Origin of the sequence: Myxococcus sp. AS-1-15 (assembly GCF_020037055.1) — a bacterium.
In the GTDB taxonomy this organism is placed as follows: Bacteria; Myxococcota; Myxococcia; order Myxococcales; family Myxococcaceae; genus Myxococcus; species Myxococcus fulvus.
In genome coordinates this window covers 203,053-216,911 of record NZ_JAIQDF010000014.1, presented here as the reverse complement: position 1 = coordinate 216,911, position 13,859 = coordinate 203,053, and the positions used below count along the sequence as shown (strand labels likewise).

General features: G+C 69.9%; 9 protein-coding genes. 3 read left to right on the top strand and 6 right to left on the bottom strand.

The window, feature by feature from the left end; translation table 11 throughout:
• Nucleotides 1-202: 202 nt before the first annotated feature.
• The 5 genes from K8625_RS32050 to glmU form a co-directional block, all read right to left on the bottom strand.
• Entirely contained in the window at nt 203-2,365 is a 2,163-nt protein-coding gene (locus tag K8625_RS32050; RefSeq protein WP_223746409.1) for an alkaline phosphatase, read from the bottom strand.
• A gap of 229 nt (nt 2,366-2,594) precedes the next feature.
• Nucleotides 2,595-3,683 carry a recombinase RecA gene (gene recA / locus K8625_RS32045; protein WP_141325914.1) on the bottom strand — a complete coding sequence of 363 codons (1,089 nt, stop codon included), beginning with the start codon at nt 3,681-3,683 and terminating at the stop codon, nt 2,595-2,597.
• A 112-nt stretch (nt 3,684-3,795) separates the two neighbouring features.
• Nucleotides 3,796-4,623, bottom strand: a complete 828-nt coding sequence (locus K8625_RS32040; protein WP_223784850.1) for a hypothetical protein — start codon at nt 4,621-4,623, stop codon at nt 3,796-3,798.
• A 172-nt stretch (nt 4,624-4,795) separates the two neighbouring features.
• Nucleotides 4,796-6,631: a glutamine--fructose-6-phosphate transaminase (isomerizing) gene (glmS, locus tag K8625_RS32035; RefSeq protein ID WP_223784849.1), complete on the bottom strand. Its 1,836-nt coding sequence runs from the start codon at nt 6,629-6,631 to the stop codon at nt 4,796-4,798.
• Nucleotides 6,632-6,740: 109 nt separating this feature from the next.
• A complete protein-coding gene (glmU, locus tag K8625_RS32030; RefSeq protein ID WP_223746480.1) occupies nt 6,741-8,150 on the bottom strand; it encodes a bifunctional UDP-N-acetylglucosamine diphosphorylase/glucosamine-1-phosphate N-acetyltransferase GlmU in 1,410 nt (469 codons plus the stop codon).
• A gap of 458 nt (nt 8,151-8,608) precedes the next feature.
• On the opposite strand from glmU, the gene ggt reads away from it, so the two are divergent.
• The 3 genes from ggt to K8625_RS32015 all read left to right on the top strand — a co-directional run bounded on the left by ggt (nt 8,609) and on the right by K8625_RS32015 (nt 13,407).
• Nucleotides 8,609-10,405 (top strand): gamma-glutamyltransferase, encoded by a 1,797-nt coding sequence (ggt, locus tag K8625_RS32025; RefSeq protein ID WP_223784848.1) that lies wholly within the window; start codon nt 8,609-8,611, stop codon nt 10,403-10,405.
• 4 nt (nt 10,406-10,409) lie between these two features.
• Complete coding sequence (locus K8625_RS32020) at nt 10,410-11,192, top strand: TatD family hydrolase (protein WP_223746405.1); 783 nt, start codon at nt 10,410-10,412, stop codon at nt 11,190-11,192.
• A gap of 319 nt (nt 11,193-11,511) precedes the next feature.
• Nucleotides 11,512-13,407: a M3 family metallopeptidase gene (locus K8625_RS32015; protein WP_370642006.1), complete on the top strand. Its 1,896-nt coding sequence runs from the start codon at nt 11,512-11,514 to the stop codon at nt 13,405-13,407.
• Nucleotides 13,408-13,519: 112 nt separating this feature from the next.
• Here K8625_RS32015 and K8625_RS32010 read toward each other — a convergent pair whose 3' ends face one another.
• Nucleotides 13,520-13,798 carry a hypothetical protein gene (locus K8625_RS32010; protein ID WP_046711478.1) on the bottom strand — a complete coding sequence of 93 codons (279 nt, stop codon included), beginning with the start codon at nt 13,796-13,798 and terminating at the stop codon, nt 13,520-13,522.
• Nucleotides 13,799-13,859 lie beyond the last annotated feature (61 nt).

Genomic DNA, 13,859 nt, shown 5'->3' with positions numbered 1-13,859 from the left:
TCCAGGTGAACCCGCCAGGTGTCTCACCGTGCCGGACGACGACACGGAGGACTCGAGGGTAATTCACGGAAAACGCCAGTCCCTAGGAAATTTTCCAATCCCACCAAAGCGGCAAGGGCCGCCACCGGAAGAAGCCCTGGGCTTCCGGCGCGGCCCTCGTCCTCCCACGGGTGAGCGTGGGAGCGCTTCGGTGCCCGTGGGCTCAGAGCTTCGTGATCGCCCCGTTCTGCACGCGGAAGTCCACGCGGGTGAACTGCGCCTGCAGCTCCGCGGCGCCGCGCACCGAGTAGTCCTTCGTCACCTCGGTGCTGGGGATGAGGTGGAAGGCGGCCAGGGCCTCGTCGCCCTTCACCTCCAGCACCACGAAGCCATGCGCGTCACCGTTCACGTAGCGCATGCCGGGGTTGCCCGCGGCCAGCGACTCGTTGAGCTCCGTGACGACGTACTTGTAGACGGCGCTGCCCGGGCCGTAGCCCGCGCCGATGACGGCCAGCCCCGCCAGCTCCTTGATGGAGCCGGAGGTGATCGCGGGCGCCGTCAGCGCGGGCACGCCGCCCTCCACGGACGCGAACGACGCGTGGATGTCGCCGGAGATGAACATCGCGTTCTTCACCTGGTTCTGCGCGATGAACTCCAGCAGCTCCTTCTTCTTCGCGGGGAAGCCGTCCCACTGGTCCGCGTTGAAGTAGAAGACCTGGCGCAGCGTCGGGTCCGGGATGTCCGTCTTCGCCGACAGGTCGAACACCATGGACGTCATCGACACGGAGCTGACGACAATCTTCCAGGTGTTCGCCGCCTTCAGCTGGTTCTGCAGCCACGCCTGCTGCGTCGCGCCCAGCGCGTCCTCGCTCAGCCCGGCCGAGGTGGCGTAGCGCAGGGCGGAGAACAAGTCGTAGATGGGCTTCACCACGATGTAGCGCGAGCCCTGGATGTTGAAGAGCGAGCCCTTGCCCAGGTGCACGTACGCGAGCCCTCGCAGCGTGCCCGCCGTGGAGAGCAGCGGAATCGCGGGCTGCCCCGCAGCCTCGCGCGCCGCGTTCACCGCCGTCAGCACCTGGTTGGCGTAGAAGAGCGACACGTTCCCGGACACCCACGTCTGGGCCTTCACCGTGGCCGCGTCCTGGGTGAGGCCCGCCGCCACCGCCTGCTGCACGTACGCGCCCTGGAGCACCGCCTTCTGCGTCGCGTGCTCCGGCAGGTCCAGGCTCGTGTACGCGAACGTCTCCGACTGGAGCAGCGCCTGCACCGGCGCCGGCAGCGTCGGCAGCGCCAACCCCAGCACCGACGCCTCCACCGCCACCTTGCCCGGGTACGCGTCCTCGGGGATGAGGTGGTCCGGGCGGTAGGTGCGGTAGTCGGACACCGCCAGCTTCAGGTGCTTGCCGAAGTCGAAGTCCCGGTAGACGCGCGTGTTCGGGAACACCGGCGCGCTCGCCACGTCGATGGCGCCCTCCGCCGAGGCCGTGTTGTCCAGCGGGATGTACTCGAAGAAGGCGCGCTCCGAGTTGCGCTTGCGCTCAATCTGGTTCTCCGCCGCGCGCCCGTCCAGGTACGTCGCGTTGGAGCCCCAGCTGTCGTCGGAGAACTCGTGGTCGTCCCAGATGATGATGAACGGGTAGCGCTCGTGCACCTGCTGGATGAGCTTGTCGGTGCGCAGCGTCTTGTAGAGGTCGCGGTAGTTCGACAGCGCGTTGGCCGCGTAATACGTCGACTCACCCGAGCCCAGCTGCAGCGCCTTGTCCGGCTCGCTGAACACCACGCGCCGCTCGGTGTTGCCCGACTGGAACGACTTGTCCCCCGTCGTCTCGTAGATGTAGTCGCCGAGGAACACGATGAAGTCCAGGTCCTCGTCCAGCTCCAGCAGCCGCTGCCACGCGTTGTAGTAACGGCCGATGTAGTCCTGGCAGCTGGCGAAGGCGAACTTCACCGCCACGTCCGCCCCGGCCGCCGGCGCCGTGCGGGTCCGGCCCGTCGCCGTCGTGTACTCCGTCCCGTTCTTCGTCAGCACGAAGCGGTAGTAGTACGTGGTGCGCGCTGACAGCTTTGTCACCTTGACCTTGAGCGCGTGGTCGTTCGCCGCCAGCGCCGTGAAGTCGCCCCGGAACACGAAGTCGCTGAACTCCGCGCGGGTGGACACCTCCAGCCGCACCGGCGCGTCCGCGCCCGCGTTGTCCGGGTCCCACGCGCGCACCCACAGGATGACGCTGTCCGGCCTCGGGTCTCCCGAGCAGACCGACTGCGGGAAGTACTTCGCATCGGCGGTGGGCTTCTTCGTGTCGTCATCATCCGAGCACCCGAATGAGGTACTCGCCGCGACGGCGACCACGGCCTGAAGGAAGCTGCGACGATTCAGACGGTCGAACAAGGTGACACTCCCAGGGGCAAGCGCTAGCGAAACGAAACGCCCGGGAGTCTACGGCCCTCGTCCATCACTCCGGCAACATCCCCGCCACACGCCGGACACAACGCGTCGTGTCAGCACTCGGCGCCCGGGGCCACCCGTGCGCCCCGCATGCGTGGGGCCGGCAACGACGACGGGGCCGCCCCCACGAAGGAGGACGACCCCGTCTGTCGAAGTTCCGCGAGGGAAGGCGTTACTTCACGGCCTTCACGCGCTGACGCTTCTCGCTGGCACCCTCGGCGGGGGCCTCCTCCGCGGGGGCCGCGGAGAGGGGCGCGCCCTTCGCGATGCCGTACTTCTCCAGCACGCGGGTCTCGATGTCGCGCGCCACCTCCGGGTGCTCCCGCAGGTAGTCCTTCGCGTTCTCCCGCCCCTGACCGATGCGCTCGCCGTTGAACGAGAACCAGCTGCCGCTCTTCTCCACGATGTTGTCGTTGGAGGCCAGGTCGATGAGGTCGCCCTCACGGGAGATGCCCGTGCCGTACATGATGTCGAACTCGACCTCCTTGAACGGAGGCGCCACCTTGTTCTTCACCACCTTCACGCGGGTGCGGCTGCCCACCACGTTCTCGCCATTCTTGATGGCGCCGATGCGGCGGATGTCCAGGCGCTGCGACGCGTAGAACTTCAGCGCGTTGCCGCCCGTGGTCGTCTCGGGGTTGCCGAACATGACGCCGATCTTCATGCGGATCTGGTTGATGAAGATGACGCACGTCTGGCTCTTGGCGATGGTGCCCGTGAGCTTGCGCAAAGCCTGGCTCATCAGACGGGCCTGCACACCCATGTGCGCGTCGCCCATCTCGCCCTCGAGCTCCGCCTTGGGAACGAGCGCGGCCACCGAGTCCACCACCAGCACGTCGATGGCGCCCGAGCGCACCAGCATCTCCGCGATTTCCAGCGCCTGCTCACCGGTGTCCGGCTGGCTCAGGAGCAGGTCGTCGGTGCGCACGCCCAGCTTGCGCGCGTAGCCCACGTCCAGCGCGTGCTCGGCGTCCACGTAGCCGCAGATGCCGCCGCGCTTCTGCGCCTCGGCGACGATGTGCAGACACAGCGTCGTCTTGCCGGAGGACTCCGGTCCGAAGATCTCGATGATGCGGCCCTTGGGCACGCCGCCCACGCCCAGGGCGATATCCAGCGAAATCGAGCCCGTCGAAATGGCCTGCACGTCCCGCATCAGCGGCTCGTCGTTGCCGAGCCGCATGATGGACCCCTTACCGAACTGGCGCTCCACCGCGGACATCGCCAGCTCGATCGCCTTTTCCTTCTCCTGATTCACGGCCATTTCTCTTGGCTCCTTGTATTGGCGAGCCACCCCGGCTCACCTGAACGCGCTTTTAGTACGCGATGGGTAGACCCTAGTCCACCCCTCTGACATCCGTGTTGAATCCTGCCGGTCAGCTCTCGCGGAGGGCAGCCAGGAGGACGGCCACCGCGCCTGCCACACCTGCCCACAGCCCCCCGGCATGCCCCGCCGAGCCGAGGGCCAGCAGCAGCCCGTAGCCCGACACGAGGGCCAGCAATCCCAGGCCCAGGCGGTACACGGGAGTCCGAGGCGGGGCAAGCCACAAGGCCAGCATGGCCAGCACGCACAGGCCCACCTGCAAGGTCACCGTGCCCTCGACCACGCCGGGACGCAGGAACTCCTCCACCATCTGGGCGAAGAGGCCGCCGCCCAGCACCAGGGCGGGGACCTCCGGGCCGAAGTCGAGCGCGCCAGGGCGGCCCTGGGGGCGCGAGGCGTGGTTGGCGCGCAGGTGCTTGAGGTCCTCGGGCTGGACCTCCAGGGCGTAGGGGAAGCCCAGGGACAGGAGCGCCTCCACGGCCACGGCGCGGCACGAGCGCCCCCGGGCGTCCACCAGTCCCTCCAGCCGGCCGCTGTCGAGCAGCCGGTGCAGGGTGTCCGCCACCTGACGCTCCCCGCCGCCCTGGGCGAGCTGGGCGAGGACTTCATTGAGCCGCGAGGCGGCCTCGGGGCGCTCCGCCTCGGGCGCGGCCACGGCCTGCTCCACCCGGACGAGGACGGGCAGGGGCAGCTCCACCGGAGGCGTGGGCCGGACCAGGTGCGCCGGGGCGGGCGCGGCCCAGGAGGAGAGGTCCGTCAGGCCCTGGGGCCCGACCTCGGCGCCAGGGGGCGTCCAGGGCGCCAGGTCCGCCAGACGCCCCTCGCCGGGCTCCTGCTCGGTCTGGTGCAGGGGAGGCTGGGTGCGCGTGGCGTCCGACACCCGGTGACTGTATCCACGCAAGCGGGTGGGCATCAAAGCGCGAGGCGCCCGCGACTTCCTCCGGGCGACAGCATGCCGGCCCACCGGGGAGGCCCGAGCCCCGGAACGACAGGAGCCCGGGCCCCATCAGGGGAACCCGGGCTCCGCGTGCATCAGGAGGCGCGAGCGACGGCTACTCCACCGTCACGCTCTTGGCCAGGTTGCGCGGCTGGTCCACGTCGTTCCCGCGCATCTCCGCCACGTGGTACGCGAGGAGCTGCAGCGGAATCGTGGCCACCACCGGCGCCAGCAGCGCGCACGCCGCCGGAATCCGGATGACGTGGTCCGCCAGGCCGTCCACCTGCTTGTCGTCCTCGTCGATGACGGCGATGACCTTGCCGCCGCGCGCGCGGACCTCCTCCACGTTGCCGATGATCTTCTCGTAGGCCACGTGCGGCTGCTTCGGCGCGATGACCACCACCGGCATCTTCTCGTCGATGAGGGCGATGGGGCCGTGCTTCATCTCGCCACCCGCGTAGCCCTCCGCGTGGATGTACGAAATCTCCTTCAGCTTCAGCGCGCCCTCGAGCGCCACCGGGTGCATGGGGCCACGGCCGAGGAAGAGGAAGTCCTGCGCGTTCATGAACTCACGCGCCACGCGCTTCACGGCCGGCTCGCACTTGAGCACGTCCTCGATCATCTTCGGGATCTCGGTCAGGTGCGTCAGGTGCTCCTGCGCCGCCTGCACCGACAACGTCCCACGCATGCGGCCCAGCTTCACCGCCAGCAGGTAGAGCGCCACCAGCTGCGTGGTGAACGCCTTGGTGGACGCGACGCCAATCTCCGGGCCCGCGTTCGTCAGGACGGAGAACTCCGCCTCGCGCGTCATCGCGCTGCCGATGACGTTGCAGATGGCCATCGCCGTGGCCCCGCGCGCCTTGGCCTCCTTGAACGCCGCCAGCGTGTCCGCCGTCTCACCCGACTGGCTGATGGCGATGGCCAGGTGCGTGCCCTCGACGATGGGGTCGCGGTAGCGGAACTCGCTCGCCAGCTCCACCTCGACCGGCAGCCGCGCCAGCGTCTCAATCATGTGCTTGCCGGCCACGCCCGAGTGCCACGACGTGCCGCACGCGAGAATCGTGATCTTCGTGAGCGAGCGCACCTTCTCGGGCGTCAGGTTCCAGCCCTCGAAGTGGACGTCGCCCTCGGACAGGAGCATCCGGCCGCGCAGCGTGTCCGCGACCGCGCGGGGCTGCTCCCAGATCTCCTTGTGCATGAAGTGCTTGTGGCCGCCCTTCTCCGCCATCATCGGCGTCCAGTCGATGCGGCGGGTGGCGCGGTTCACCGGCTGACCCTGGCGGTTGAAGATGTCCACCTTGGCGGCGGTGACGATGGCCAGGTCACCCTCCTCCATGTAGACGATGTCGCGCGTGTGCTCGAGCACCGCGGGCACGTCGCTGGCGATGAAGTTCTGGCCCTCGCTCAGGCCCAGCACCATGGGCGACGCGTTCTTCGTCGCGACGATGCGGTTGGGGTCCGTCGCGCTCACCACCGCCAGCGCGTACGTGCCCTTCACCTGCTCGATCGCGCCGCGCACCGCGTCCGGCAGGTCCTTGCCCTTCTCCAGCTCGTCCGAGATGAGGTGGGCGAAGACCTCCGTGTCCGTCTCCGAGGAGAAGACATGGCCCCTGGCGCGCAGCTGCTCCTTGAGCGCCAGGTGGTTCTCGATGATGCCGTTGTGCACCACCGCGACGTTCTTGTACGTGTGGGGGTGCGCGTTCTCGTCCGAGGGACGCCCGTGCGTGGCCCAGCGCGTGTGACCGATGCCGATGTTCCCCTTCGGCTGGTCCGCCACCACGCGGTTCTCCAGGTTGCGCAGCTTGCCCGTGGCGCGCACCACGTTGAGCTCGTTGCGGTTCACCACCGCCACGCCCGCCGAGTCATACCCCCGGTACTCGAGCTTCTTCAGCCCGGAAACGAGGATGGGAGCCGATTCCTTGTCACCGACGTAACCAACAATCCCGCACATGTTCTGACCTCTCTCTCACGCCCACGCCCGCCGGAGCAAACCGAGGGATACCCGTACATCTCCGGGAGCGGCAGTCCGGCCGCCCCCCAAGCAAGAGCCACGCCCTGGCTCAACCACCCTTGGCCGCGCGACGCGCCTTCTTCGCGGCCACCCAACCTTCCTTCGTCACCTGTGGCGCACGTGACACAGCGAGGCTCCCAGGAGGCACGTTTTTCGTCACCGTGGTGCCCGCCCCGACATAGGCCCCGTCGCCCACCTTCACGGGCGCCACCAGCTGCGTGTCGGAGCCGATGAAGACCCCGTCGCCCAGCTCCGTCAGGCTCTTGTTCACCCCGTCATAATTACAGGTGATGGTGCCCGCGCCGATGTTGCAGCCCGCGCCAATCCGGGCGTCCCCCAGATAAGTCAGGTGGTTGGCCTTGCTGCCCTTGCCGATCTGCGCCTTCTTCGTCTCCACGAAGTTGCCCAGATGCACGTCCTCTGCCAGCTCCGTCCCCGGGCGCAGGCGGGCGAACGGGCCGATGACGTTCCGCACTCCCACCTTCGCCTCCTCCAGCACGGAGTAGGGCTTGAGCACGGAGCCGTCCGCCACCGTGGAGGCGCTCACCACGCAGCCGGGGCCAATCACCACGCCCTCGCCGATGACGCTGCCCGCGGTCAGCGACACACCCGGGCCCACCTCGGAGTCCGAGCCCACCACCACGTCCTCCTCGATGAAGGTGGTGTCCGGGTCGTGCAGCGTGACGCCCGCGCGCATGTGCGCGTCGTTGATGCGCCGCTGGAGCACCTTGGCCCGCGCCGCCAGCTCCACCTTGTCATTCACCCCCGCCGTCTCGGTGGCGTCCGCCACGACGGTGCCCACCGGGCCCTGCCTCGCGGCCAGCTCCACCAGGTCCGTGAGGTAGTACTCGCCCTGCGCGTTGTTCGGCTTGATATCGGCCAGCGCCTTCCAGAGGAAGGCCGCGTCGACGGAGTAGATGCCCGCGTTGCACTCCTTCACCGCGCGCTGCTCGGGGCTGGCGTCCTTCTGCTCCACCACCCGCGTCACCCGGCCGCCCTCGCGCAGGACGCGCCCGTAGCCGGTGGGGTCCTCGAGCACCGTCGTCACCATCGCCAGCACGCCGCCCGCCGCGTCATGCGCGGCCAACAGCGACGCCAGGGTCTCCTTGCGCAGCAACGGCACGTCCCCGTAGAGGATGAGCACGCGCCCGGAGAACCCCTTCAGGGCCTCCTCCGCGGAGCGCACCGCGTCCGCCGTACCCCGCTGCTCACGCTGGAGCGCGAAGGTGAGGGGCGCTTGGGGGAACAGGGCGCGGACCTCCTTCTCCACGCTCTCCGCTTGATGGCCCACCACCGGCACCACCGACGTGGCACCGAGTTCGAGCGCTCGCTTGAGGGGATACGCGCACAGGGGCTTTCCGAGGATGGCGTGAAGGACCTTGGCCTTCTTCGACTTCATCCGCGTGCCCTTGCCCGCACACAGCACCACCGCCGACAGAGCTGTCATGCGGCGGAGGATTAGGGACCGGGATTCGAGTCGTCAACCGGGCGAAGCTCCGAAGTCTCCGAGGTGTTGTCGGGTCGGGGCTTTGCCTGCACGGCGACACACAGCGCGTTGCTCTTCACCGTGATTCCAAAGCTGGGCTTGAGGAAGAGGGTGACCCGGCCGGAGGGCGGAACAGACCCGGGTCGGGGCTGTTTGTCTGGGATGACCGGTGCGCTCATGTGCTCCCCCACTCGCGGCTCATGATGGGGGAAGGATGCTCCCTCTGGAGGAACAATCCAAGAGGAAAAATGTTGCCGAGTTGAAATCATGGTCCGGTGCGGACAGTTCGTGCATACCGGGAGAGGTGTAGTCGCTCAGGCGCCCCCGAGTCCCGGCCCCAAGGTGTGGGTGAGTGTCCGCCGGGTAACACATCCCCTGCGACGAATGCCAGCCACAAGGTATTGATTGCGCCCCGAGGAGGGGTGGATTCCGTGAACGACACGAGCTTCGAGAAGCAGGCCCCGCGCACGCGCGCGAAGGTGCTGGAGGCGGCGGCGCTGGTGGTGCTGATGCTGGTGGCGGGCGTGGCCCAGGCGGCGCGGCCGTACCGGGGTGGCGCGGTGGCCACGGCGTACCCGCCCGCGAGCGAGGCGGCGCTGAAGATGCTCGAGCGCGGCGGCAACGCGGTGGACGCGGCGGTGGCGGCGGCCTTCGTGGCGGCCGTCGTGGGGCCCTACCACTCGGGCGTGGGCGGCGGCGGCTTCGCGCTGGTGCACGACGCGAAGACGGGCACCACCCGGGTGCTGGACTTCCGCGAGGTGGCGCCCAAGGCGGCCACGCGCGACATGTTCGTCAGGGACGGCAAGGTGGTGCCGGGGCTGTCCACCGACGGCGTCTTGAGCGTCGCGGTGCCGGGCGCGGTGGCGGGCTACCTGGAGCTGCTCGAGAAGCACGGCACCCTGCCGCGCGCCGTGGTGCTGGCGCCGGCCATCGAGGCGGCGAAGAAGGGCCTGTGGGTGACGCCCCGCTACCGCGCGCTGGCGGAAGGCCGGCTGGAGTGCCTGCGCAAGGACCCGGAGGCCCGCCGCATCTTCCTGACCAAGAACGAGCAGGGCGAGGCCATCATCCCGCCGGTGGGCCACCTGGTGCGCCAGCCTGATTTGGCGCGCACGCTGACGGCCGTGTCAAAGAGCGGCGCCAAGGGCTTCTACGCGGGCAGCGTGGCCAAGGGCATCGTCGACACGGTGAAGGCGGGCGGCGGCATCGTCACGCTGGAGGACCTGTCGTCGTACAAGACGCGCGAGCGTCAGGCGCTGGAGGGCAGCTACCGCGGCCACCGCATCCTCACCATGCCGCCGCCGAGCGCGGGCGGAGTGGCGGTGCTCCAGGTGCTGGGCGCCATGGAGCAGCTCAAGCCCCAGGGCTTCACCTGGCGGGAGCCGGACAGCGTGCACCTGTACGTGGAGGCGCTGCGGCGCGCGTACGTGGACCGGGCCAAGTACCTGGGCGACCCGGACTTCGCGGACGTGCCCACCCAGCGGCTCATCTCCAAGGGACACATCGCGGACCTGGCGGGCTCCATCGACCCGAAGAAGGCCACCTCCAGCCTGGCGCTGCTGCCGCAGGCGGCGGGCACGCAGCAGGGCTCCACGCTGACGGACAAGCCCGCCACGCTGACGCCGGAGCCGGAGCGCAAGAACACCACGCACATCTCCATCGTCGACAAGCAGGGCAACGCGGTGGCGCTGACCACCACGGTGAACTACAGCTTCGGCTCGTGCGTGGTGGCCAAGGGCACCGGCGTGCTGCTCAACGACGAGATGGACGACTTCGCCGCGCAGCCTGGCGTGCCCAACGCGTACGGCCTCGTCACCGGCGAGCCCAACGCCGTACACCCCGGCAAGGTGCCCCAGTCCTCCATGTCCCCCACGCTGGTGTTCTCCAAGGAGGACCCGAAGAAGGTGATGCTCGCGGTGGGAAGCCCCGGGGGCTCCACCATCCCCACCACCGTCATCCAGGTCATCAGCAACGTGGTGGACGGCGGCATGGACGTGGTGCGCGCGGTGAACGAGGGCCGCGTCCATCACCAGTACCTGCCGGACGAGCTGTGGGTGGACCGCTGGGGGCTGGAGCCCGCCACGCTGTCGGCGCTGGAGGCCAAGGGCCACAAGGTGCGCCGCGTGGAGCAGTGGGGCGACGCGGAGGCCGTCTTCGTCGACCCCAAGACGGGGCTGCGCTTCGCCGCGAGCGACCCTCGCAACGAAGGTGTCTCCCTGGGACAGGATTGACGCCGTGGCCGAGCCCCTCCCCATCTTCGACGCGCACCTGCACCCCGAGAGCCTGAGCGACCAGGACCTGGAGTCGATGCGCTTCTTCGGGGTGGAGCGGGCGCTCGTCGTCGCGCACCACTTCCCGGAGCCCACGTCCAAGGCGCTGCTGCGCCACTTCGACGACATCGTCGAGCGGCAGCTCCCCCGGCTGGAGAAGCTGGGCATCCGCGCGTACGCCGCGCTGGGCGTCCACCCGCGCTGCATCCCCCGGCGCGGGCTGTCGGAGGTCCTCTCCACGCTGCCCGACTACTTCCAGGGCGGCCGCGTCGTGGCGCTCGGCGAGACGGGGCTGCACGCCGGCGGCGAGGAGGAGGAGGAGGCCTTCCTCGAGCAGCTCGCCCTGGCGCGCCGCCTCAAGCTGCGCGTCGTGGTGCACACGCCTCTGGCCGACAAGGAGCGACACACGCGCCGCATCCTCACGCTGCTGCGCCAGTCCGGCGTGCTGCCCTCGCGCGTGCTGGTGGACCACGCCAGCGCGCGCACCGTGCGCACCATCCTGGAGGTGGGCCACTGGGCCGGGCTGACGCTGCACCCCGAGGCGCTCGTCGCCGAGCGCGCCGTCATCCTCGTGCGCAGGCTCGGCAGCGAGCGGCTGGTGCTCAACTCCGACGCCGGCGACGGCGCGGGCGACATCCTGGGCCTGGCCCGCGTCACCAACCTCCTGTCCAAGGCCCGCCTGTCCGAGCGCCTCGTGCGCCGCGTCACCCGCGACAACGCCGCCCGCTTCTTCCAAATCACCCCCTGAGCGGCCCTCGGCGGCGCCTCAGGCCCCACGCGGGGTGGCCCGCACGACTCCGCTTTCACTGAAATTTTGCAACAAACTGGACTCCCATCCGTCCTCTTTGCGAAAGCGGGTACGGGTTAGCCCCCAGGTGGCGCGCTCCGCTTCCACACTTGCCGGTTCGGGAGGGCCTTTGCGTTTCAGGTTCGTCATCGTCGTCACGCTGCTGCTGGCGGGCTGTACGGGCCCGTCCCGGCAGGGCCCTGTCCGCGCGGGCGACGCACGAGGCGCGCTGCTGGTGCCGGACGCGGGGCGACTGCTGGCCGTGAGCCCCTCGCGGTTCATGGAGGCGTGTCGGCGCGACATCCAGACGGCGCGCGCGGCGGTGGCGAAGCTGACGGCGCCGTCCACGCGAGCGGCGCCCGAGGTGGAGGTGCTCACCACGTACGACGACGCGATGGCGCTGCTGGACGACGTCGTGGGGCGCTCGGGCATCGGCGCCAACGTGCATCCGGACGCGGCCTTCCGCGCCGCCGCCGAGCGGTGTGAGCAGGCGGTGGAGCGGGTGCGCACGGACATCGCGCTGGACCGGCGCGTCTACGACGTGCTGTCGGGGCTGACGCTCGCGGGCCAGGACGCGGTGACGCGGCACTGGATGGCGCGGGTGCTGCGCGGCTTCAAGCGCGCGGGGGTGGACCGCGACGAGACGACGCGCGAGCGCGTGCGGCAACTGCAGGAGGAGCTCATCCTGCTGGGCCAGGAGTTCAGCCGGCACATCCACGAGGACGTGCGGCACCTGGACGTGGCGCCCTCGGCGCTCGCGGGCCTGCCGGAGGACTACGTGCGCGCGCACCCGCCGGGCCCGGACGGGCGGGTGCGGCTGCGCACGGACACGTCGGACCTGGGCCCCTTCATGACGTACGCGCGCGACACGGCCACGCGCGAGGCGCTGTGGCGGCTGGGCCGGCGCCGCGGCCACCCGCGCAACCTGGTGACGCTCGCGCGCATGCTCCAGGCGCGCCACGCGCTGGCGACGCTTTTGGGCTACCCGACGTGGGCGGCGTACGCGGCCGAGGACAAGATGGTGAAGCGCCAGGACGTGGCGGCGGACTTCATCGAGTCACTCTCCACCACCGTCACCGGGCGCGTGCGCGAGGAGTACGACGCGCTGCTCGAGAGGAAGCGCCGCGACGAGCCCGAGGCCACGCGCGTGGAGCCCTGGGAGCAGGCCTTCCTGGAGGACCGGGTGCGCGCCGAGCGCTTCCGCTTCGACTCGCGCGAGCTGCGGCCCTACTTCGAATACACGCGCGTGAAGGAGGGCGTGCTGGACCTCACCGCGCGCCTCTTCGGGCTCACCTACCAACGCGTGGTCGACGCGCCCGTGTGGCACCCGGACGTGGAGGTCTACGACGTCCTCGAGGGCCCCGTGCGCCTGGGCCGCTTCTACCTGGACATGCACCCGCGCCCGGGCAAGTACACCCACGCGGCGCAGTGGGACCTGGCCGTGGGCCGCGCGGGCAAGGCGCTGCCCGAGGGCGTGCTCACGTGCAACTTCCCCCGCCCCGGCGCGCGCCCGGCGCTCTTGCAGCACTCCGAGGTGCGCACCTTCTTCCACGAGTTCGGCCACCTGCTGCACCACCTCCTGGGCGGCCGCACGCGCTGGGCGGGGCTGTCCGGCACGCGCACGGAGGTGGACTTCGTGGAGGCGCCCGCCCAGGTGCTGGAGGAGTGGGCCTGGAGCGTGGAGACGCTGCGGCGCTTCGCCCGGCACATCGACACGGACGCGCCGCTGCCCGAGGACCTCATCACGCGCATGCGCCGCGCGGACTCCTTCGGCAAGGGGCTGTGGGTGCGCCAGCAGCTCTTCTACGCCGCGGTCAGCCTCCACCTGCACGACGGGGACCCCGCCGGCCGCGACTCCACCGCGCGCGTGCTGGCGCTCCAGGAGCGCTACCTGCCCTTCCGCGCCGTGGACGGCACCTACGCCCACCTGGCCTTCACCCAGCTCGACGGGGACTACTCGGCGCTCTACTACACGTACCTCTGGTCGCTCGTCATCGCGCGGGACCTGCTCACCCCGTTCGAGGCGCACGGGCTGATGGACGTGGAGACGGCCCGGCGATACCGCGACAAGGTGCTGGCGCCCGGGGGCTCCGAGGACGCCGCGGACCTGGTGCGCGACTTCCTGGGACGGGGCTACGACTTCGGGGCCTACTCGCGTTGGCTGGAGGGCCGCTGACGCGTCACGCCGGCGGCTGTAAATTCAAAGGGCCCCGCGATGTGAATCGCGAGGCCCCTTGTGTTGTGAATCCGTCAAACCGGCTCCGCCGCGCTCACGAGGAGCGTGGGAGTCAGTGCACCGCGGGTGCGGACGGAGCCACTTCGGGCTGGAGGGTGATGGCCTGCGCCTCCGGATCCAACCGGACCTGCACGGGCACGCCCTGGTAGCGGTACTGGGCCAGCGAGTCCGCCGCCCCGTCGAGCAGGAGCTGGTAGCGCTCCTCCAGCTCCACCGCGATGAGCAACATGGTCTCACCCGCGTCCGCCACGCCCGGGCGGTACACCTGGCACCGCTGGAACCGCGCCCAGCGACCGTTCTGCATCTTCACCAGCTCGCCGTCGTAAGCCATGCGCAGCTCCTTTGCGTCCAATGCGACGTGGGCAATGTAGGGATCAATTAACTTCCTGTCA